18 protein-coding genes and 2 tRNA genes are annotated in these 20,346 nt (G+C 60.3%); 7 read left to right on the forward strand and 13 right to left on the reverse strand.

Annotated features, from left to right (window positions below):
- Nucleotides 1-17: 17 nt before the first annotated feature.
- The 4 genes from HZ993_RS03535 to HZ993_RS03550 are packed head-to-tail and all read right to left on the reverse strand — an operon-like array spanning nt 18 to nt 2,044.
- Nucleotides 18-860: an HDOD domain-containing protein gene (locus HZ993_RS03535; protein WP_209395894.1), complete on the reverse strand. Its 843-nt coding sequence runs from the start codon at nt 858-860 to the stop codon at nt 18-20.
- Between the two features lie 5 nt (nt 861-865).
- Nucleotides 866-1,420 carry a peptide deformylase gene (locus HZ993_RS03540; RefSeq protein WP_209395895.1) on the reverse strand — a complete coding sequence of 185 codons (555 nt, stop codon included), beginning with the start codon at nt 1,418-1,420 and terminating at the stop codon, nt 866-868.
- On the reverse strand, nt 1,417-1,761 hold the full coding sequence (locus tag HZ993_RS03545) for a DUF86 domain-containing protein (protein WP_209395896.1): 345 nt from the start codon (nt 1,759-1,761) through the stop codon (nt 1,417-1,419). Before HZ993_RS03545 ends, HZ993_RS03540 begins: the two co-directional genes overlap by 4 nt.
- Nucleotides 1,754-2,044: a nucleotidyltransferase family protein gene (locus tag HZ993_RS03550; RefSeq protein WP_209395897.1), complete on the reverse strand. Its 291-nt coding sequence runs from the start codon at nt 2,042-2,044 to the stop codon at nt 1,754-1,756. The genes HZ993_RS03545 and HZ993_RS03550 overlap by 8 nt, the downstream gene beginning before the upstream one ends.
- 61 nt (nt 2,045-2,105) lie before the next feature.
- On the opposite strand from HZ993_RS03550, the gene HZ993_RS03555 reads away from it, so the two are divergent.
- On the forward strand, nt 2,106-2,534 hold the full coding sequence (locus tag HZ993_RS03555) for a YbaN family protein (RefSeq protein ID WP_209395898.1): 429 nt from the start codon (nt 2,106-2,108) through the stop codon (nt 2,532-2,534).
- A gap of 19 nt (nt 2,535-2,553) precedes the next feature.
- On the opposite strand, the gene ligA is transcribed toward HZ993_RS03555, so the two are convergent.
- The 5 genes from ligA to HZ993_RS03580 all read right to left on the reverse strand — a co-directional run bounded on the left by ligA (nt 2,554) and on the right by HZ993_RS03580 (nt 10,129).
- Nucleotides 2,554-4,623: an NAD-dependent DNA ligase LigA gene (gene ligA / locus HZ993_RS03560; RefSeq protein WP_209395899.1), complete on the reverse strand. Its 2,070-nt coding sequence runs from the start codon at nt 4,621-4,623 to the stop codon at nt 2,554-2,556.
- A gap of 22 nt (nt 4,624-4,645) precedes the next feature.
- Nucleotides 4,646-5,689, reverse strand: coding sequence for a cell division protein ZipA C-terminal FtsZ-binding domain-containing protein (locus tag HZ993_RS03565; RefSeq protein ID WP_209395900.1), 1,044 nt, complete (start codon nt 5,687-5,689; stop codon nt 4,646-4,648).
- A gap of 15 nt (nt 5,690-5,704) precedes the next feature.
- Nucleotides 5,705-9,220 carry a chromosome segregation protein SMC gene (gene smc / locus HZ993_RS03570; RefSeq protein ID WP_209395901.1) on the reverse strand — a complete coding sequence of 1,172 codons (3,516 nt, stop codon included), beginning with the start codon at nt 9,218-9,220 and terminating at the stop codon, nt 5,705-5,707.
- Nucleotides 9,221-9,356: 136 nt separating this feature from the next.
- The gene (locus tag HZ993_RS03575; protein WP_209395902.1) at nt 9,357-9,743 is read right to left on the reverse strand and encodes a response regulator; all 387 of its coding nucleotides are present in this window, start codon (nt 9,741-9,743) and stop codon (nt 9,357-9,359) included.
- A gap of 17 nt (nt 9,744-9,760) precedes the next feature.
- Nucleotides 9,761-10,129 (reverse strand): Hpt domain-containing protein, encoded by a 369-nt coding sequence (locus tag HZ993_RS03580; protein ID WP_209395903.1) that lies wholly within the window; start codon nt 10,127-10,129, stop codon nt 9,761-9,763.
- A 94-nt stretch (nt 10,130-10,223) separates the two neighbouring features.
- Between HZ993_RS03580 and dapC the strand changes: the two genes are divergently transcribed.
- From dapC to HZ993_RS03610, 6 genes are all read left to right on the forward strand, one after another.
- Nucleotides 10,224-11,441 carry a succinyldiaminopimelate transaminase gene (gene dapC, locus HZ993_RS03585; RefSeq protein ID WP_209395904.1) on the forward strand — a complete coding sequence of 406 codons (1,218 nt, stop codon included), beginning with the start codon at nt 10,224-10,226 and terminating at the stop codon, nt 11,439-11,441.
- A 50-nt stretch (nt 11,442-11,491) separates the two neighbouring features.
- Nucleotides 11,492-12,316 (forward strand): 2,3,4,5-tetrahydropyridine-2,6-dicarboxylate N-succinyltransferase, encoded by an 825-nt coding sequence (gene dapD / locus HZ993_RS03590; RefSeq protein ID WP_209395905.1) that lies wholly within the window; start codon nt 11,492-11,494, stop codon nt 12,314-12,316.
- Between the two features lie 46 nt (nt 12,317-12,362).
- Nucleotides 12,363-13,532 carry a PilT/PilU family type 4a pilus ATPase gene (locus HZ993_RS03595; protein ID WP_209395906.1) on the forward strand — a complete coding sequence of 390 codons (1,170 nt, stop codon included), beginning with the start codon at nt 12,363-12,365 and terminating at the stop codon, nt 13,530-13,532.
- Nucleotides 13,532-14,749: a succinyl-diaminopimelate desuccinylase gene (gene dapE, locus HZ993_RS03600; protein ID WP_209395907.1), complete on the forward strand. Its 1,218-nt coding sequence runs from the start codon at nt 13,532-13,534 to the stop codon at nt 14,747-14,749. Before HZ993_RS03595 ends, dapE begins: the two co-directional genes overlap by 1 nt.
- Nucleotides 14,746-15,711: a 50S ribosomal protein L3 N(5)-glutamine methyltransferase gene (gene prmB, locus HZ993_RS03605; RefSeq protein ID WP_209395908.1), complete on the forward strand. Its 966-nt coding sequence runs from the start codon at nt 14,746-14,748 to the stop codon at nt 15,709-15,711. The genes dapE and prmB overlap by 4 nt, the downstream gene beginning before the upstream one ends.
- A gap of 368 nt (nt 15,712-16,079) precedes the next feature.
- A complete protein-coding gene (locus HZ993_RS03610; protein WP_209395909.1) occupies nt 16,080-18,026 on the forward strand; it encodes an ABC-F family ATP-binding cassette domain-containing protein in 1,947 nt (648 codons plus the stop codon).
- Between the two features lie 307 nt (nt 18,027-18,333).
- Here the strand turns inward: HZ993_RS03610 and HZ993_RS03615 are convergent, their stop codons facing one another.
- The 4 genes from HZ993_RS03615 to HZ993_RS03630 form a co-directional block, all read right to left on the reverse strand.
- Nucleotides 18,334-18,921: a DUF2971 domain-containing protein gene (locus HZ993_RS03615; protein WP_209395910.1), complete on the reverse strand. Its 588-nt coding sequence runs from the start codon at nt 18,919-18,921 to the stop codon at nt 18,334-18,336.
- Nucleotides 18,922-19,323: 402 nt separating this feature from the next.
- Nucleotides 19,324-19,399: transfer RNA gene (locus HZ993_RS03620), tRNA-Lys, on the reverse strand.
- Nucleotides 19,400-19,410: 11 nt separating this feature from the next.
- A tRNA-Lys gene (locus HZ993_RS03625) sits at nt 19,411-19,486 on the reverse strand.
- A gap of 56 nt (nt 19,487-19,542) precedes the next feature.
- Entirely contained in the window at nt 19,543-20,331 is a 789-nt protein-coding gene (locus HZ993_RS03630) for a ThiF family adenylyltransferase (protein ID WP_209395911.1), read from the reverse strand.
- Between the last annotated feature and the right edge of the window lie 15 nt (nt 20,332-20,346).

A 20,346-nucleotide genomic window follows, 5' to 3' on the forward strand; every position in this document is an offset into this window, starting at 1 on the left:
TTTGACCCATAACGACTTTAGATTTTGGAGAAGACCTGGGCTTCTTCAAACAGCGGTGTCAGATCGCCCAGCCGGGCAATCACTTCTTCCAGCGAGCCACCCAGGCGCTTGGCCACATTGGGTGGGAAGGGCTCCACCAGGTGGTTGCCGGCAAAACCAAACTGCAGCTGTTTGCTGATCTGGTTGGCGGCGAACACGCAGGCAATCATGTCGGAATCGGCCAACTCGGGGCCGTACTGGTGGCGAATGGTCTCCACCAGCTTGGGCGCAAAGCGCCATTTCTCGACCAGCATGGCGCCCACCACGGCGTGGTCTACCTCCATGATCTCGCGCAAAGCCAGGTGCAGGGATGTGCCCTGTTGCTTGCTCACATCCAGCGCAGCGCGAAACTCCTTGGGCATGAACTGGGCCAGCACCACCTTGCCAAAGTCGTGCAACAGACCGGCGATAAAACAGTCCATGGGGTCGGCATCGTCCACCTTCATCGCCAGTTGTTTGGCAATGGCCGCCGTGGCCAGCGAGTGCAGCAGATACTGCTGGCCATCAAAACCGGCTTCGTTGGTCTTGGGCAACATGCCGATAGCGGCAATGCTCAAGGCCAGGTTCTTGATGGTGTTAAAGCCCAGGTAAACCACCGAATGGCCCACCGACGTGATCTGTTTGGGCAGGCTGTAGTAGGCGGAGTTGACGACCTTCAGGATCTTGACCGTCAGCACCGGGTCTTTGTCGATCACCTCGACCAGGTCTTTGGGTGTGCTGTTGACGTCACGCGTCAGCTCCAGTACCCGCTGCACGCTTTTTGGGAAGGCCGGCATGCCATCCACTGCAGCGGCGAGCTTTTTGGTCAGTTCTGGGCTCATGGGCGTCAACTCAGTTCGGGGAACAGAACTTCAGTGTAGCCAAATTGGCTGAAATCACGAACCCGCATCGGGTACAACTTGCCCCACAGGTGGTCACACTCGTGCTGCACTACCCGGGCGTGGAAGCCGTCCACCGTGCGGTCTATGGGGTCACCATACTGGTCAAAGCCGGTGTAGCGGATACGCGACCAGCGTGGCACCAGGCCACGCAGGCCGGGGACAGACAGGCAGCCTTCCCAATCGTCTTCCTGCGGCGTGTCACCCGTTGTGGTGCCCTCGGCGGACAGAGGTGTGATGACCGGGTTGACCAGCACGGTGGGCGGCACGATGGGCCGGTCCGGGTAACGCGGGTTCTTGTCACGGCTGCCGAAGATCACCACCTGCAGGTCCACACCAATCTGCGGCGCAGCCAGGCCCGCGCCGTTGGCGGCACGCATGGTGTCCAGCAAGTCCGTAATCAGCAGGTGCAGCGCATCAGAGTCAAAGCCGCTCTGCGCCACGGGCTGCGCCATACGCAGCAGGCGCGGATCGCCCATCTTGAGGATGTCACGGACAGTCATATTTCTTCAGAAGCAAGAAGTTTGAGTTGTTGGAGTAGCACTGGCACATCCGTTTGCACAATACTCCACAAGATATCGTTGTCGAGACCCAGATAGCCATGGATCAACTGATTTCGCGTGGCTATCAACATACGCCAGGGAATCGTAGGATGGGCATTGCGCACGTCTTGCGGAATGTGACTTGCGGCTTCGCCGACCAGTTCAAGGTTGCGCACCGTTGCATCGAAACGCATGGCATCGGCAACGAACTGGGCTTGTTGTAGACCTTGCGTAAATGCCAGGACTTTTTCACAAAAACCAACCATGTCAGTTATGTAAAACCGCCACTCCCGTTCAGACATGCACCGCATCCTTCAGCACATAGGGTCGCAACTCAGGACGCAATGCCTTCTCGGTCACCAGATCGACGGAGCAGCCCAGCACATCTTCGAGATAAAACTGCACGCCAAAAAACTGCGCCGACGTAGCCGGGCCGACAAAGCTCACCAACAAATCCACGTCGCTGCCAGGCGTTGCAGCATCACGGGCGGTGGAGCCAAACAGGGCCAGGGACGCCACGCCAAAGCGCTGCACGATCTGCGCTTTGTGCTCAGACAGGGTTTGGAGTGCGGTAGCGCGGTTCATGGTTGCAGTTTACGGCAATGCGAGGAGGCACAAGGTCTGTTCACCCGGCACAATCCGGGGCATGTCTGCGCAACCCAGTCTACCGCCTGCAAGCAACCCCGCAAAGCCTTTGCCACGCGGCTTGCAATGGCTGTTGCGCGTTGTAGCGGTGGTCAGTCTGGCGCTGGGTTTTCTGGGCATATTTCTGCCGGTTCTTCCCACCACCCCGTTTATTCTGCTGGCCGCCTGGGCCGCAGCGCGCAGTTCACCCCGCATGCTGGCATGGCTAGAACAGCACCGCCTGTTTGGCAAAATGCTGCGCGACTGGCGCCGAGGCGGTGTGGTCAGCCGCAGGGCCAAATGGGGTGCTACCGGCGTCATGTCGGTCAGCGCGGTGTTGCTGTTGTTCACGGTATCCAAACTCTGGGCCGCCGGTGTTGCCATTGCCTGCATGGCCAGCGTGCTGGCCTGGTTGTGGCGCAGGCCGGAAAGCGCCATCCCGCACCCCTGACCGCGCGGGTCTGGGTGGCTCACTGTGGTGGCGCCTGCAGCAAGGCCAGCATGGCCGCTTCGTCAATCACCGCCACACCCAGCATCTGTGCTTTTTCCAGCTTGCTGCCCGCCTCGGCACCGGCCACCACGTAGTCAGTCTTTTTGCTGACCGAGCCCGACACCTTGGCGCCAGCGGCTTCGAGCAAATCCTTGGCCTGATCGCGACCCAGTGTCGGGAAGGTGCCGGTCAACACAAAGGTTTTGCCGGTCAGGGGCTTAGGCACCTGCACCGCGGGTTCGCCTTCTTCCCACGTCAGGCCGCAGGCGCGCAGTTGCTCCACCACCTCACGGTTGTGGGCCTGCGCAAAGAAGGTGTGAATACTTTCGGCAACGATGGGCCCTACGTCAGCCACTTCGAGCAACTGCTCCACCGTGGCGTCCATGATGGCGTCGAGCTTGCCGAAATGCCGGGCCAGCGCCTTGGCCGTGGACTCACCCACGTGGCGAATGCCCAAGCCGAACAAGAAGCGTGGCAGGGTCGTTTGTTTGGACTTCTCCAGCGCGTCAACAATGTTCTGCGCGGACTTCTCAGCCATACGGTCCAGGGCCGCCAATGCGGTGAAACCCAAACGGTACAAATCCGGCAATGTCTTGACAATACCGGCGTCCACCATTTGCTCGACCAGCTTGTCCCCCAGGCCTTCGACCTCGACCGCGCGGCGGTGCGCGAAATGCAGGATGGCCTGCTTGCGCTGGGCACTGCAGAACAGGCCGCCGGTGCAGCGGTAGTCGGCCTCGCCCTCTTCGCGCACGGCCGCCGAGCCACAGACCGGGCAGATACGTGGCATCGTGAATTCCGCGCCCCGCTCCACCGTCTCGGCGGGCAACACCACACTGACCACCTCGGGAATGACATCACCAGCGCGGCGCACCACCACGGTATCGCCAATACGCACGTCCTTGCGGCGGGCCTCGTCTTCGTTGTGCAGCGTGGCATTGGTAACGGTAACGCCGCCCACAAACACCGGCGCCAGCTTGGCCACGGGCGTCAGCTTGCCCGTGCGGCCCACTTGTATATCTATGCCCAGCACGGTGGTCATCTGCTCTTGCGCCGGGTACTTGTGGGCTACGGCCCAACGCGGTTCACGGCTGACAAAACCCAGGCGCTGCTGCAGGGCCAGGCTGTTGACCTTGTAAACCACGCCGTCGATATCAAACGGAAGCTGGTCCCGGGTTTGGCCAATGCGCTGGTGGTACGCTACCAATTCAGGAGCACCATTCGCAATAGCGACGAGGGCTGCAACCGGAAATCCCCAATGCTTCAAGGTCTGCAGCATGTCGTAATGCGTGCCGAATGCCGGGCCGCCCTGCTCTACCGGCGTGACCTCACCCAGGCCATAGGCAAAAAAACTCAAGGGGCGCTGGGCTGCAATGCCGGGGTCTAGCTGGCGTACGGCACCGGCCGCTGCATTGCGCGGGTTCACAAAGGTTTTTTCGCCCTTTTCACCTGCGGCAATGCGTGCGCGTTGGCGCTCATTCAGGGCCTCAAAGTCATCACGGCGCATATAGACCTCGCCGCGCACCTCCAGCACGGCGGGTGCCTCGGTAGATAACCGAAGTGGAATCTGGCCAATGGTGCGAATATTTTGCGTCACGTCTTCACCCGTTTCGCCGTCACCCCGCGTCGCGGCCTGCACCAGCACACCCTGCTCGTAGCGCAGGTTCATCGCCAGGCCGTCGAACTTGAGCTCGGCCACGTATTCCACGGGCGGATCGGTCTCGGCCAGAACCAGTTCCTTGCGGACACGGGCATCAAAATTCTGCGCGCCACTGGCCTCAGTGTCAGTCTCGGTGCGGATGCTGAGCATGGGCACGGCGTGGCGTACCGATGCAAACTGGTCCAGCGGCTTGCCGCCCACGCGCTGGGTCGGTGAATCGGGCGTTACCCACTCCGGGTGTGCCGCCTCCAGGGCCTGCAGCTCCTGGAACAGCCGGTCGTATTCGGCATCGGGCACCGTAGGTTCGTCCAGCACATAGTACTGGTGGGCGTAACGGTGCAGGGTCTCGTGCAGCGTCTGCAGGCGCGCGCGGTCGGGGTGGTTGGCCATGGCCCTAACCTCTCTCAGCAAATCAGGCAAACAGACGGCGCGCCAACAAGGAGCCCGCTGCCAGGTCACGCTGCTCCAGCGTGTCGTACAGGATTTCCAGCTCTGAGCCAATGACGTCCATGGTTTGCGCGTTCAGCAGCTGACCGTTGTCGTCGGTCACCACACCATCCATGGTCTGGGCAAGTGCGGCTGCCACTTCGCGCATACGAACGAACGGCTGCTCCGAGCGGTCCACCTGGGCCACATCCAAATGCAGGGCGATGTCGCGGATGGCGGATTGGGCTGGGTCTTCGGCCAACGCCGCCTGCGGATCAAAGCTCAGCACCAGTACGGGTGCAAGACCTTCGGTACTGGCGGGCAAGACCATGCGCCCGGGTATCACGCCGGCGACAAAACCCAGATGGGCCGCATTCTGCTGCACATAACCAGGGCTCCAGGATGCGTCGCGCGCGCGGATGGTGAAGCCCAGTTGTGCGTCATGTGCGCTGGCAAACTGGTCCAGCTCGCGGGCACGGGCCACCTCTTCCAGCATTTCGGGGAACTCGGGCGTGGCGTTGATGGCGTCGGCAAAGGCCTGGGTCTTGACCACAAATTCGGAGTATTCGATCTCGTTGAGCGCGCCGGAGCGGTTGGCCAATTGCACACCCGCCTGGAAGCCACCATACCGCTGGCCAGCCGCCGGCACTTCCCAGTTCAGGGTCACCAGGTTGTAGCCTTCGATGGCAAAGGGTTTGGTACCTGCACGGCGTGTGCTGGGCATGGCGGCAATGGCTGCCTCACCCGACACCACCATGCCAGGGCCATCCAAAGCAATGGTGGCGATCACGTCAATCAGCGAATCCATGGCCGAACGCCGAGCCACCGGTGGCAGCGACATGGGCTGGGTGTCGCGCTCGATATCACCATCCAAAGCCGGTTCACGCAACTGGGTTTGTGGAGTGGTGCCGGTGGGTTCGGGTTTGGCCTGGCGCGGGGCGTTGCGGCGCGAATTCCAGGCGCCGTGGGCTACCACGGCGGCCAGCACCACACCCCCTGCAATCGCCAAACCAATTTGTAAATTGCTCATCGTGTTGTATTAGCTTTAAGCCAGCTCAGCCAAGGTAAGGGCGGACTCCATGTCGACCGCAACAATGCGCGACACGCCCTGTTCCTGCATGGTCACGCCAATCAGTTGCTCGGCCATTTCCATCGCAATCTTGTTGTGGCTGATGAAAAGGAATTGGGTTTCTTTGCTCATGCTGCGCACGAGTTTGGCATACCGCTCGGTGTTGGCATCGTCCAAGGGGGCATCCACCTCGTCCAGCAAACAGAATGGCGCCGGGTTCAGCTGGAAGATCGCAAACACCAGCGCAATGGCGGTCAGTGCTTTTTCACCGCCCGACAGCAGGTGGATGGTCTGGTTCTTCTTGCCGGGTGGCTGTGCGATCACCTGCACACCCGAGTCCAGAATTTCATCACCGGTGATGACCAGGCGTGCATTGCCGCCACCAAACAGCTCGGGGAACATACGACCAAAGTGCTGGTTGACCTGCTCAAACGTGCCCGACAACATGTCGCGCGTTTCGGCGTCGATCTTGCGGATGGCGTCTTCCAGCGTCTGCATGGCCTGGGCCAGATCGGCGTTTTGGGAATCCAGGAACTGCTTGCGTTCACGGGCCACAGCCAGTTCGTCCAGCGCGGCCAGGTTGACGGCGCCCAGTGCGGCGATTTCGCGGTGCAGGCGATCAATCTCGCTCTGCATGCCGGTCAGGCGCACATTGCCTTCCTTGATCGACAACTCCACGGCTTCCAGGTCGGCCTGGGCGTCCAGCAGTTGCTGTTCGTACTGCTCAAAGCCGAGGCGGGCGGCCTGTTCCTTCAGCTGGAATTCAGTGATGCGCTGGCGCAGCGGGTCCAGCTCGCGCTCCAGCTGCAGGCGGCGTTCGTCGCTGGCGCGTAACTTGGCGGTCAGATCGTCGTATTCGCTGCGCTTGGCGCCCAGGGCCTGTTCGCGCTCCAGTTTGAGTGCCAGCGCGCTTTGCAAACCCGCCTGGGCCGCGGCGTCGCTGAGGCGGGCCAGTTCTTCGCGGGCACGTTGTGCCTCGGAAAGGACGGACTCGGTTTGCTGCGTGGCGGTGTCTATGGTGCGGGCCAGTTCGGCATTACGTGCCTGCAGGCTGCGCTGCGCAAACTGCGCCTCTTGCGCCTGGCGTTCCAGGCTGCGCTGTTGTTCACGGCATTGCGTCAACTTGCGCTGTACCTCAATCACGCGTTCATCCAACTGGGCGTGGCGCTCCTGGCTGTCTGCCAGTTGCATGTCCAGCGACTCAAAACGGCCTTCTGCAGTAACGCGGCGCTCTTGCAGGTCGTCCAGTTGGGCTTGCACTTCGGCAATGTCCGCATCGATTTGTGCGCTACGGGTGCGGGCCTGTTCGGCCAACTGCGACAAACGCAGAGTTTCGACCTGCAGGCCATGGGCCTGGGTTTGTGCCTCAGTGGCCTCGCGGCGCACGCTGACCAGGCGCTGGCTGGCTTCGGCATAGGCCGCTTCGGCGCGGACCAGCGCGGTGCGGGCTTCCTCGGCAATCATCACCTGGGCACGCAGGTCTTTTTCCAGGTTCTCAATTTCCTGGGCGCGGGCCAAGAGGCCGGCTTGTTCGGAATCCTGCGCATAGAAGCTGACGCTGTGAGCGGTGACCACGTGGCCAGATTTGAGGTAAATGCTTTCGCCAGGCTGCAGCTTCTCGCGCTGGGCCAGTGCATCCTCAAAACTGCTGGCCGTATAACAGCCGTGCAGCCATTCATTGAATACGGCCTTTTGGCCGGCATCGTTGATACGCAGCAGGTCCGACAGGCGGGGCAAAGTAGACGTTGCCTCGGGCACAGCGGCCATCGGCGGGCTGAAGAAGGCCAGCTTCGCCGGTGGTGCATCGTTGGCAAAGGAGCGGACCAGCTCCAGGCGTGAAACCTCTAGCGCGGCCAGGCGCTCGCGCAGCGCACCTTCCAACGCGTTTTCCCAGCCCTGTTCGATATGGATGCGGGTCCACAGGCCCTGCAAGTGGTCCAGGCCGTGTTTGGCCAGCCAGGGTTGCAACTTGCCGTCGGTCTTGACCTTTTCCTGCAGGGTTTTCAGTGCTTCCAACCGCGCCGAAAGGTCGGCCTGGCGGGCGGATTCATCGTTGACGGTCTGCTGCTGGGTGCGCCGGGCCTCGTCGCGCTGGGGCAGCATGTCTTGCAGCTCCTGCAGGCGCGCGTCGGCCACGGCAGCGGCCTCTTGGGCTTCGTCCAGTTGGGCTTGCAGCTCTTGCAGCTTGGCCTCATCCGGCGCGGCCAGCGCGCTGCGGTCCACGGCCAGGCGCTCTCTGCGGGTTGTGACCTGGCGGAATTGCTCTTCAATACCGCGTTGTTCTGCCGCCAGCACCTGGATCTGCTGCTGCACCTGCATGACGCTGCCACGCTGGTTATTGGCGGCGGATTGCGCTGCCGTTAGTGCGTCTTCCAGATCGGGCAGTTGTTGCGCCTGTTCTTCTACTTGCGCAGAGAGCAATTCAGTCTGCTCATCACCTAACAGCGCCAATTCGGCCAGGCGTTCGATCTCGGCCGCGGCATCTTCCTTGCGGGCGGCCCATTGGCCGATCTGCTCTTGCAAAGTGGCCAGGCGTTGCTCCGCGCGTTGGCGCCCTTCGACCACAAACCGGATTTCGGCTTCGAGCCGGCCCACATCGGTGCTGGCCTCGTACAGAAGACCCTGCGCCTGATTCACCTGGTCACCCGCCGCATAGTGGGCCTGGCGTACGGTCTCCAGATCGGATTCAATACGCCGCAGGTCGGCCATGCGGCTTTCCAGCGCGTTGACCGCGCCTTCGGCATCCGCCTTGACCTTGGATTGGTCGCCCAACGCCTCGGCCCGCTTCAAAAACCACTGCTGGTGCTGCTTGAGGGTTACGTCGGCCTGCAGCGCGTTGTACTTTTGCGCCACCTCGGCCTGCTTTTCCAGCTTTTCCAGGTTGGTGTTGAGTTCGCGCAGAATGTCTTCGACCCGGGTCAGGTTCTCGCGGGTGTCGGACAGGCGGTTTTCGGTCTCGCGGCGGCGCTCTTTATATTTGGAAACCCCTGCTGCTTCTTCCAGGAACAGGCGCAGCTCTTCGGGCTTGGATTCAATGATGCGGCTGATCGTGCCCTGGCCAATGATGGCGTAGGCGCGTGGCCCGAGGCCGGTGCCCAGGAACACGTCCTGCACGTCGCGTCGGCGCACCGGCTGGTTGTTGATGAAGTAGCTGGACGTGCCGTCGCGGGTCAGCACCCGTTTGACGGCGATCTCGGCAAACTGGCCCCACTGGCCGCCGGCACGGTGGTCGGCGTTGTCAAAAATCAGTTCAACACTGGAGCGGCTGGCCGGCTTGCGGGTCGTGGTGCCGTTGAAAATGACGTCCTGCATGGACTCGCCACGCAGTTCGCTGGCCTTGCTCTCGCCCAGAACCCAGCGCACCGCGTCCATGATGTTGGACTTGCCGCAACCATTGGGCCCGACCACACCCACCAATTGACCCGGCAACAGGAAGTTGGTGGGTTCGGCAAAGGATTTAAACCCGGATAGCTTGATGGAGTTGAGACGCACAGGAGAAGAAAACTGGGCTAAGTGATTGATTTCATTGCGTTTTGCGTAGATTCAACAAAGCGCAACGGCCTGCAATGATACCGTGTGGGTACCCTCGCAAAACCACAGCATTGGGCAGGGGCTAGGGCTTGCCCGTTCAGGACTGCAGAGCACCCTCAATTTTGGCAGCCAAGGCGTTGACCGACGGGGGTTTCAGCAGGTAACCCGCCACCCCCAGGGGCAGCACCTCGCCTACCGTGGCGGGGCTGGAGTCTGCACTGAGAAAAATGACCTTGGTATTGCTCACCTGGTTGTTGGGCAGGGCACGCAGTTGCCGGACAAATTCAATCCCGCCAACCGGCTGCATATGGATGTCGGTCAGTATCAGGTCGGGTTTGAGCCGCGATACCTCGCGCAGCGCGCTTCCCCCGTCTGGAAAGGCATACAGATCCAATATGCCAATACGGCGCAGATTGTTCAGTATGAAGGTGCTCATGACCTTCTCGTCTTCCACCACCAGGATACGTGCGCGTTTGATGTCCATGGCAAAACTCCGGGGTGCTAGTGCTGCGCCATGTACAGCGCAACTTCCTGCTGCAGGAGTTGGAGTTTGGGGCTCAGCGCCGCAAACGCCTCGCCAACTTCGGGGCCGTTGCCGGTCTTGCTCATCTGCTCCACCGCTGCCATCTGCTCACACAAGGCGGGTGTGCAAAAAATGGGCAAACAGCCTTTGAGCGAGTGCAATAGCGGGTTGGCACCGCGCACGTCCTGGTCCGCCAGGCGTTGCCCAATCAGGGGCAGATCACGCTCCAGCATTTCCTGCAGCATGGGCAGCATGCCGCGCAGCGCTTCCTCGTCGCCGATTTGCTCCAGTGCCCGCGCAATATCGAGGTGAACCAGCACTTGCCCTTGGGGCAAAGTTGTCGACATCCCGTGCTCCTTGAACTGACAGTTATAGCGAAAAGGCGGATTGCGCCCCGCTTTCGTGCACAGTGTAGCAACTGCTCGGGGATAATCGCCACCCATGAATCCGAATTTGCCCCGCCTGCAGGCCTATCCCTTCGAGCGCCTGAAGCAGTTGTTTGCCACGGTCACCCCCAATCCCGAGTACGCGCCCATTAGCCTGGGCATTGGTGAACCGCGCCACGCGACCCCACAGTTGATCAAACAGGCCTATTGCGATGCCATCATGGACCCGCAGGGTGGCCTGTCGGTCTACCCCGCCACCGGTGGTGTGCCAGCTTTGCGCCAGTCCATTGGCCGCTGGATGCAGCGCCGTTATGGCCTGGCGCTGGATACCAACACCCAGATCCTGCCGGTCAATGGTTCGCGCGAAGCCCTGTTTGCCTTTGCCCAGACCATCATCAACCCGGCCGTGCCCTATGCCGATGGGCAGAGTGCCCAGGTGGTATGCCCCAACCCCTTCTACCAAATCTACGAAGGCGCGGCCTTCCTGTCTGGCGCGCAGCCCTATTACGTGCCGTCGGACCCGGCGCGCAATTTTGCGCAGGACTGGGACAGCGTGCCCGAATCGGTGTGGGCGCGCACCCAGTTACTGTTTGTCTGCTCCCCCGGCAACCCCACCGGCGCCGTGATGCCGCTGGACGAGTGGAAAAAGCTGTTTGATTTGAGCGAGCGCCATGGTTTTGTCATTGCGTCCGACGAGTGTTACAGCGAAATCTATTTCCGCGACGAGCCGCCGCTAGGGGGCCTGGAAGCCGCCGCCAAGCTGGGCCGTAGCGATTTCAAAAACCTGATCGCCTTCACCAGCCTGTCCAAACGCAGCAATGTGCCCGGCATGCGCAGCGGTTTTGTCGCAGGTGATGCGGCGCTGATCAAGCAATTTTTGCTTTACCGCACCTACCACGGCAGCGCCATGAGCACCGTGGTGCAGGCCGCTAGCATGGCCGCCTGGGATGATGAGGACCATGTGCGCGACAACCGCGAGCAATACCGGGCCAAGTTTGCCCAGGTGACGCCCATCCTGGCCGAGGTGCTGGACGTGGCCCTGCCCGACGCGGGCTTTTACCTGTGGGCCAAGGTCAAAGGTAGCGACACGGACTTCGCCCGCGACCTGCTCGCTCTTTACAATGTGACAGTCTTGCCCGGCAGTTATCTGGCCCGCGAGGCGCAAGGCTTCAACCCCGGCGCCAACCGTATCCGCATGGCGCTGGTGGCCGAAACCGCTGAATGCGTCGAAGCTGCCCAACGTATCGTTCAATTTGTTAAATCCCGAAGCTAAGACCTTGCGGGACAGACCCCTCCAGTTATTGATCCATTAGAAAGACCTTCATGAGCCAACAACTCCAGCAAATCATCGACGCCGCGTGGGAAGACCGCGCCAATATCTCCGTCAACTCCTGGACCGCCGAAGTGCGCGACGCCGTCGAACACGTGATCCATGAGCTGGACCATGGCCGCTTGCGCGTCGCCAGCCGCGAGGCTGTGGGCCAGTGGACCGTCCACCAGTGGATCAAAAAGGCCGTTTTGCTGAGCTTTCGCCTGCGCGACAACGAAATCATCCAGGCTGGCCAACTGGGCTTTTATGACAAGGTGCAGACCAAGTTCGCGGGCCTGTCGGCTGAAGAAATGCGCACCAGCGGCACCCGTGTAGTGCCACCGGCCGTGGCCCGCCGCGGCAGCTACATTGGCAAGGGCACGATCCTGATGCCCAGCTTTGTGAACATCGGCGCCTATGTGGACGACGGCACCATGGTCGACACCTGGGCTGCGGTCGGCTCTTGCGCCCAGATCGGAAAAAACGTGCACCTGTCCGGCGGCGTGGGCATCGGCGGCGTGCTGGAACCCATGCAGGCCAACCCCACCATCATCGAAGACAACTGCTTCATCGGTGCCCGCTCCGAGGTGGTGGAAGGCGTCATCGTCGAAGAAAACTCGGTGCTGTCCATGGGTGTCTACATTGGCCAAAGCACCCCCATTTATGACCGTGCCACGGGTGAAGTGAGTTATGGCCGCATCCCCAGCGGATCGGTTGTTATCAGTGGCACACTGCCGAAAGACGGCGGAAAATACAACCTGTACGCCGCCATCATCGTCAAACGTGTGGACGCACAGACCCGTGCCAAGACATCGCTGAACGATTTGCTGCGCGACTGAACCTGTTAGCAAGTGAGCTTGTTGATACCCAACCGAGGTTGAACCTATGGCAACGACGACGACACCCAACCCACCCGGCACCATGGAGCGCATCCTGCGCCTGATGAGCGAGAAGAAGGCCTCGGATGTCTACCTGTCGGCCAATTCACCCGCGTTGATCAAGATCAACGGCCAGTGTGTGCCCATCAACAACCAGTCCCTGCCCAACGACGCCACACGCAACCTGTTGGCAGAGATCCTGCCGGCCGACCGCATAGCCGAGCTGGAGGCCGAGGGTGAACTGAACATGGGTTTCCCCATTGCAGGCGTGGGACGCTTCCGGGTCAGCGCCATGCGCCAGCGCGGCAGCATTGCGGCGGTGATCCGCTACATCTCGGTGGACGTACCCCCGTTGGCAGACCTGCTGTTGCCACCCGTCCTGGGTGATCTGATCATGGAAAAGCGTGGTCTGATCCTGATGGTGGGTGCCACCGGTGCCGGCAAAAGCACCACGCTGGCCTCCATGATCGACTACCGCAACTCCATGGTCTCGGGCCACATCCTGACCATTGAAGACCCGGTGGAGTTTTTGTTCAAGAACAAAAAGTCGGTCATCAACCAGCGTGAGATCGGCTCCGACACCAAGTCGCTGCAAGTCGCCCTGAAAAACGCGCTGCGCCAGGCGCCCGATGTCATTTTGATCGGCGAAATCCGCGACCGCGAAACCATGTCCGCCGCCATTGCCTACGCCCAGTCCGGCCACCTGTGCCTGGCCACCATGCACGCCAACAACAGTTACCAGGCGCTGAACCGGATTTTGAGTTTCTACCCCGTGGAAGTGCGCCCCACCATGCTGGGCGACCTGGCGGCCGCGCTGAAATCCGTGGTATCGCAGCGCCTGTTGCGCAATACGGCAGGTACCCGCGTACCGGCCATTGAAGTGCTGCTCAATACCAAGCTGATCTCCGAGTTGATTGAAAAAGGCGACTTCTCGGGCGTTAAAGAAGCCATGGAGAAATCCATGGCCGACGGCTCCCAGTCGTTCGAGCACGACATCGCCCGCCTGATTGTGGAAGGTGTGGTCGACCGCAAGGAAGGCCTGGCCAACGCCGACTCGCCCACCAACCTGATGTGGCGTCTGCAAAACGACTTCACCAAGACCCAGGCACCCACCGCGGCCGCCGAGGAGCACGAAGAGGCCTCGTTTACCGAAATCACCCTGGACGTCAAGCATTGATGCAAGCAGTTACCAGCAGTGCCACACTGCACTTGGCCGAGCAGTTGATCGCCCGCCCCTCCGTCACACCCCTGGATAGCGGTTGCCAAGACCTGATAGCCCAACGCCTGAACGCCATTGGCTTCCATTGCGAAACCATCACCAGCGGCCCAGTCGACTTCCGGGTCACAAACCTTTGGGCAAAACGGGCTGTAGCCCCCGTGAAACCTAGCACTACCGCTAGCAACTCAGTAGCAAATCACACATCCGCCAAAACCCTGGTGTTTGCGGGCCACACCGATGTGGTGCCCACCGGGCCTGTAGCCGAGTGGCACAGCGCCCCCTTTACACCCACCCACCGCAACGGCAAGTTGTTTGGCCGCGGCGCCAGTGACATGAAGGTGTCCTTGGCGGCGTTTGTGGTGGCGATTGAAGAGTTCATCGCCGCCAACCCCAACCCGCAGTTGAACATCGCCCTGCTGCTGACCAGCGACGAAGAAGGCCCGGCCAACGACGGCACGGTGGTTGTCTGCAAGGCGCTCACCGAACGCGGCGAGACCTTTGACTACTGCATCGTGGGTGAACCCACCTCGGTGGAGCGCACGGGTGACATGATCAAAAACGGCCGCCGCGGCACCATGAGCGGCAAGCTCACCGTCAAGGGCATACAGGGCCATATCGCCTACCCCCACCTGGCCAAAAACCCCATCCACCTGGTCGCGCCCGCGCTGGCCGAGCTGGTGGGTGTGGAATGGGACAAGGGCAATGCATTCTTCCCGCCGACCACCTGGCAGATGAGCAATATCCACGGCGGCACCGGCGCCAGCAATGTGATTCCGGGGCATGTGGTGATTGACTTCAATTTCCGCTTCTCCACCGAATCCACACCCGAGTCCCTGCAGTCGCGCCTGACGCGGGTGCTGGAGAAATACGAACTGGAATACGATCTGGCCTGGACCGTGGGTGGCCTGCCCTTTTTGACCACACCTGGCACCTTGGTAAGCGCCGTACAGGCCGCCATCCTGGACGAGACCGGCATAGTCACCCAGTTGTCCACCACCGGTGGCACCAGCGACGGGCGCTTCATCGCCCAGATCTGCCCCCAGGTAATTGAGATGGGGCCGCCCAACGCCACCATCCACAAGATCAACGAACATGTAGAAGTGGCCGACATCGAGCCGCTGAAAAACATCTACCGCCGGGTGCTGGAAAACCTGGACCGTCAGGCCCGCGCATGAGCGCCGCGCAGGGCCGTTCCCAAGCAAGCTCGCACCGCAGTGCAGAGCACGAAGGTTCTCCATTAACGCTGCTGGAACTGATTGAATCCGGCGCGCAGCAGTTGGAAAACGCCAAGCTGTCCTTCGGCCATGGCACCACCAACGCAAAAGACGAAGCCGCCTGGCTGGTGTTGTGGAGCCTGGGCTTGCCGCTGGACACACCTTTGGATGGCGAAGACTCCAAGGCAAATGAGGCTGTAGCCCCCGCAGATGCTCATCGTGCCGCTAGCATTTTGGAAGCACGCATCAATACCCGCAAACCCGCCGCTTACCTGACACAAGAGGCTTGGCTGCAAGGCGTGGCCTTTTATGTGGACGAACGCGCCATCGTGCCACGTTCGCTGATTGCCGAGCTGATCGTGGATGGCAGCATCGACTACTGGTTGAAGGAATCCACCCACACCGTGCTGGACCTGTGCACCGGCAACGGCAGCCTGGCGGTGATTGCGGCTTTGACCTACCCGGACGTGGTAGTCACCGGTTCCGACCTTTCGGCCGATGCACTGGCCGTAGCTCGCATCAATGTGGACAAACACGGTCTGCAGGAGCGCATCACTTTGGTCACATCCGACGGCCTGACGGCCCCTGATCTGGCAGCCCGCGGCCCCTTCGACCTGATCCTGTGCAATCCGCCGTATGTCAACGCAAAAAGTATGTCCGAGCTGCCCGCCGAATACAAGGCCGAGCCGGTCATGGCCTTGAGTGGTAACCAGGCCGGTGGCAGTGATGGTATGGACTTTATTCGCACGCTACTGAAAGACGCACCCCGGCATATGAGTGAAGACGGTGTGTTGGTGCTGGAGATTGGCAACGAGCGGCCCTACTTTGAAGCAGCGTTTCCGGATATGGAAGTGGTGTGGCTGGAGACCAGTGCGGGGGAAGACCAGGTGTTGCTGGTTACCAAGGAGGCTTTGTTGCTATAGCTCCTTTGCTGGGCCCGCAGCGGGCCTGGGGTATGGGACTCCGTTCGTGTCCCCCGGCCGTTCCGGCCTCCTCCTTTACCTCACTGCGCCCCACACCCATGCCCCGCTGCTGCGACGAGTCTTGTTTTGGTACCGTTGCACGCAGTTTCATCGCCCTGGGCTGGTGGATGGGGTGTCCGGGCGCAGGCTCTATTCGCGGTTGCCACAGATCCCGTGTGCCAACCAAATTGTTAATGACGTACACATGGCGAACCAAAACCGTTCGCCCGCGAGATGAGCCGGAGAACGGATACCCCGTCCACCAGCCCTCGCCAACCTGCAGGCCGCAAACGCCTCTACGAATTGAATCGAAAACTGAGTTCTAAACGATGATCACCTTAAAAAATATCACCCTGCGCCGCGGCGCCAAGGTCGTACTGGACAGCACATCCGTCACCCTGAACCCCGGCGAAAAGGTCGGACTGGTGGGCCGCAACGGCGCTGGCAAATCCTCGCTGTTTGCATTGCTCAACGGCTCACTGCACGAAGATGCAGGTGAGTACTACATCCCCACCCAATGGCGCATGGGCCAGGTCGCACAGGACATGCCGGAAACGAGCCAGTCCGCTACCGACTTTGTAGTCGAAGGCGACACCGTGCTGCTGGCAGCACAACAAGAAGTGACCGCGTCCGAAGCCACCGAAGACTATGACCGCATGGCCCACGCCTACATGGCACTGCAAGACGCAGGCGCCCACGACGCTCCGGCCCGCGCCCAAGCGCTGATCCTGGGCCTGGGTTTCAAGACCACGGAACTGACTAACCCGGTGGACAGCTTCTCCGGCGGCTGGCGCATGCGCCTGCAACTGGCCCGCGCGCTGATGTGCCCGTCCGACCTGCTGCTGCTGGACGAACCCACCAACCACTTGGACTTGGACGCCCTGGTCTGGCTGGAAGCCTGGCTCAAGAAATACGAAGGCACCATGGTCGTCATCAGCCACGACCGCGAATTTCTGGACGCCGTGACCAATGTCACGCTGCACATCGACGCCGGCAAGCTGGTGCGCTACGGCGGCAACTACAGCAAGTTTGAAGACCTGCGCTCCGAACAAATGGCATTGCAGCAGACCGCGTTTGCCAAGCAGCAGGACAAAATCGCCCACCTGCAGAAGTTCATTGCCCGCTTCAAGGCCAAGGCCAGCAAGGCCAAACAGGCGCAAAGCCGCGTCAAGGCGCTGGACCGCATGGAGAAGATTGCACCGCTGCTCAGCGAGGCAGACTTCACCTTCGAGTTCAAGGAACCGGCCAACCTGCCCAACCCCATGTTGTCCATGAGCGGCGTGAGTTTTGGCTACCCACCGCCTGAAGATGCGCCTGATGGCACGCCGCATACCGTCATCGTGCGCAACGTCAGCAAGTCCGTGCTGGCGGGCCAGCGTATCGGAATTCTGGGCGCCAACGGCCAGGGTAAATCCACACTGGTGAAAACCGTGGCGCGAGACCTGGCAGCCATCGGTGGCGAGATTACCGAAGGCAAGGGCCTGAATATTGGCTACTTTGCCCAGCAAGAATTGGATGTGCTGCGTCCCGCCGACAACCCGCTGGAACACATGATCCGCCTGGTCAAGGAAATGACGGCGGCTGGCAAGATCGGTGGCCAACAAACGCGTGAACAAGACCTGCGTAGCTTCCTGGGCACCTTCAACTTTGGTGGCGACATGGTCAAGCAGGCCGTGGGCAGCATGAGTGGGGGTGAAAAAGCCCGCCTGGTGTTGTGCATGATCGTCTGGCAGCGCCCCAACCTCTTGCTGCTGGATGAGCCAACCAACCACCTGGATTTGGCAACCCGCGAAGCACTGTCCATGGCACTCAACGAGTTCGAAGGCACCGTGATGCTGGTCAGCCACGACCGTGCACTGCTGCGTGCGGTGTGTGACGAGTTCTGGATGGTGTCGCGCGGCGGTGTGGAACCGTTTGATGGCGACCTGGACGACTACCAGCGTTACCTGCTGGACGAGGCCAAACGCCAGCGCGAAGAAGCCAAGGAAGCCGCCAAGGCGCCTGCAAAAGCCGCTGTGCAGGCCGCTGCGGTCGCCACGGCCAGCAAGCCCAAGGCCAAGGGCGACACCTCGCCCAAAGCCAAGAAGGAATTGCAAGAGGTGGAAGCGCGCATGGAAACGCTCAACACCCAAGGTGCTTCGCTGGAAAGCCGCCTGTCAACCAACCCACACCCGACTGAGATTGCCGAGATCGGCCGCAACCTGAAGCTGGTCAATGACGAACTGGCGCAGCTGGAAGACAAGTGGCTGGAGTTGTCCAGCCGCGTGGAGGCCTGAAGCAAAGAGGCCTGCTATTTATTAGATAGCAGGCTTCTTATATTTCACGGGGGCTAGGGGCTTAAAGTCTTGCAAGCACCAAAGAAAAAAGGACTTAGTCTTGCGACTAAGTCCTGTAGAGACACGCGCATGCAAATTGCTACAAGTGTGTTGACAATATTGAAGGCGTACTGGCAGGGACAGCGCGTGGCTATACAAGGCGGCAGCGACTTTCACGAATGGACCATATTGGTACGTGAACCCCTCGTATGGGCACAGCAACAGGGCTTTACGGTGTCGGCAGGACTTGGCGAAATAGTTGACCCAGCTAAAGCCTTGGGCGGTAACCAACTATCTCGATTTGGTATCGATTGGGAACACGCACGGCGCGCTTAACGGCAATCGCTGGGGCAACCCTGGACACGAGCGCCTGTACTTGATCAAAGTCGCCTTGGCAGCCAACGATTACTGCTGTTAGAGCGCCATCAGGCAATTTCAGGTTGTCACCATCCGTCAGCAATGCATCTTGGGTCACGGCTTGGTTTCTCTCCTGCGCCACAAGGCGGTACTCCTTTTCGTACTCCCATGGCCGCCCCTTTGCCAACAAAACCCGCATTTGGTCTTCAACGTCATTGGAGTGAACATCAACTAGCGGGAACTCATCTAGATACTCGCATCGGAGCGCAGTGCACATAATTGCATTGCGCAAGCTGAATTCGAGACAAATACCTTTGTGGGAGTCCCCATAGTGTGCCCACATAAGCAAATTTTTTACGTCTGGCCCTAGGCAATACACACGGTAGCTTGCTGCAATTGATTCGGCGACACTTTGAGACACTTCCGAAATCAGTTCAGCGGCGCGCAGTTTGTTGGTTCGCAAAGTTGTTTCCATGTTCGCGATGTCCGCGTCGGTCATGGTCGTACGCTGGCGGACTAAGGCTATCGCCCATTGCACATATTTCTCGTGGTTGGCCGGGTCACTTAAGTCAGTATTGAATTGAGGCTTGCAGTCCCAAGGGTCGTTAAATCTATTTGGGGCAGAACAGTGTATGGTTCGATTAACTAGCGTCTGTTCAAGGTAGCCCGCGTTAAACCCTTGCCAGTGATACAACACTCTATGTCCGTCGCTCCAAGCTGTTTCTGGCATCGTGCACTTTCATTGATTTGATTTTTATTATTGTCGTGCGTTTGCCAAGTAGTGCACCCTATCTGCAACCGCGTGGTGTGATACTGCCTACACAGGCGCCTACATGGATCACAAACAAAAAAGCCTGCTATCGATGTGATAGCAGGCTTTCTATATGCCACAAAGGCAATCTGGTGGGATCTGAGAGATTCGAACTCTCGACCTACGGATTAAGAGTCCGCTGCTCTACCAGCTGAGCTAAGATCCCTTAAGGAATATTGGTGGGACCTGCGGGGGTCGAACCCACGACAAACGGATTAAAAGTCCGCTGCTCTACCAACTGAGCTAAGGTCCCGACAGGAAGTTACAAAAAGTTTGCGACTTCCCGCGAAGCTTTAAATTATAGCGTTTTTAATTGCCGGTTTTGTGGGTCTCTGAAATTTTATCGAGTACCCAACCCGCGGCACACATGCCAAAGGTCGCCGTGACCGACACTGCAGAGCCGTAGCCATGGCAGTTGAGCGAGTTGTCGCCCTGCTCTACCTGGCAAGATGCATCGGCAGCCTTGACGGCCTCACGGCTGAAGACACAGGTGACGCCGATACGCTTGCCTTCTTTCGGCGCGTTGTGTGCCTTGCGCAGGCGGTAGCGCATTTGCGCCAGCAGCGGGTCGTGTGTGGTTTCGCTCAGGTCGGCGATGTCGACCTTGTGGGCATGGCGTTTGCCCCCGGCAGCACCTACGGATATGAATAGCGCTTTGCCGCGCCGCGCCCAATCGGCCATGGCCGTCTTGGCCTTGATCTGGTCACAGGCATCCACAACAGCATCCACATCGCTTGGCAAAACGGCGGGCCAGTTGTCGGGCTCGACAAAGGCATCTACACAGACAACTGTACACGCGGGATTAATCAGCGCGATACGCTCTTGCATGGCGATGATCTTGGCCATGCCCACGGTGGAGCTGAGCGCATGCACTTGGCGGTTGATATTGGACTCGGCCACATGGTCCAGGTCAATCAGCGTCAGGCGACCGACACCACTGCGTGCAAGTGCTTCGGCAACCCAGGAGCCTACACCACCAATACCCACCACCGCCACGTGAGACTCCCGTATGGCACGGGCAGGCTCCATGCCATAGAGGCGCTCCATGCCGGAGAAACGCCGAACGACGTCGGCATCATCGCCATCGGCAGGAGTCATAGTCTCGGGTTGTGG

It is taken from the genome of Rhodoferax sp. AJA081-3 (assembly GCF_017798165.1).
Taxonomy (GTDB): Bacteria; Pseudomonadota; Gammaproteobacteria; order Burkholderiales; family Burkholderiaceae_C; genus Allorhodoferax.

What these genes read in the sequence shown, in the direction of transcription:
- HZ993_RS03535 (WP_209395894.1), bottom strand. Translation starts at nt 860, where the DNA reads ATGAGCCCAGAACTGACCAAAAAGCTCGCCGCTGCAGTGGATGGCATG.
- HZ993_RS03540 (WP_209395895.1), bottom strand. Translation starts at nt 1,420, where the DNA reads ATGACTGTCCGTGACATCCTCAAGATGGGCGATCCGCGCCTGCTGCGT.
- HZ993_RS03545 (WP_209395896.1), bottom strand. Translation starts at nt 1,761, where the DNA reads ATGTCTGAACGGGAGTGGCGGTTTTACATAACTGACATGGTTGGTTTT.
- HZ993_RS03550 (WP_209395897.1), bottom strand. Translation starts at nt 2,044, where the DNA reads ATGAACCGCGCTACCGCACTCCAAACCCTGTCTGAGCACAAAGCGCAG.
- HZ993_RS03555 (WP_209395898.1), top strand. Translation starts at nt 2,106, where the DNA reads ATGTCTGCGCAACCCAGTCTACCGCCTGCAAGCAACCCCGCAAAGCCT.
- ligA (WP_209395899.1), bottom strand. Translation starts at nt 4,623, where the DNA reads ATGGCCAACCACCCCGACCGCGCGCGCCTGCAGACGCTGCACGAGACC.
- HZ993_RS03565 (WP_209395900.1), bottom strand. Translation starts at nt 5,689, where the DNA reads ATGAGCAATTTACAAATTGGTTTGGCGATTGCAGGGGGTGTGGTGCTG.
- HZ993_RS03575 (WP_209395902.1), bottom strand. Translation starts at nt 9,743, where the DNA reads ATGGACATCAAACGCGCACGTATCCTGGTGGTGGAAGACGAGAAGGTC.
- HZ993_RS03580 (WP_209395903.1), bottom strand. Translation starts at nt 10,129, where the DNA reads ATGTCGACAACTTTGCCCCAAGGGCAAGTGCTGGTTCACCTCGATATT.
- dapC (WP_209395904.1), top strand. Translation starts at nt 10,224, where the DNA reads ATGAATCCGAATTTGCCCCGCCTGCAGGCCTATCCCTTCGAGCGCCTG.
- dapD (WP_209395905.1), top strand. Translation starts at nt 11,492, where the DNA reads ATGAGCCAACAACTCCAGCAAATCATCGACGCCGCGTGGGAAGACCGC.
- HZ993_RS03595 (WP_209395906.1), top strand. Translation starts at nt 12,363, where the DNA reads ATGGCAACGACGACGACACCCAACCCACCCGGCACCATGGAGCGCATC.
- dapE (WP_209395907.1), top strand. Translation starts at nt 13,532, where the DNA reads ATGCAAGCAGTTACCAGCAGTGCCACACTGCACTTGGCCGAGCAGTTG.
- prmB (WP_209395908.1), top strand. Translation starts at nt 14,746, where the DNA reads ATGAGCGCCGCGCAGGGCCGTTCCCAAGCAAGCTCGCACCGCAGTGCA.
- HZ993_RS03610 (WP_209395909.1), top strand. Translation starts at nt 16,080, where the DNA reads ATGATCACCTTAAAAAATATCACCCTGCGCCGCGGCGCCAAGGTCGTA.
- HZ993_RS03615 (WP_209395910.1), bottom strand. Translation starts at nt 18,921, where the DNA reads ATGACCGACGCGGACATCGCGAACATGGAAACAACTTTGCGAACCAAC.
- HZ993_RS03630 (WP_209395911.1), bottom strand. Translation starts at nt 20,331, where the DNA reads ATGACTCCTGCCGATGGCGATGATGCCGACGTCGTTCGGCGTTTCTCC.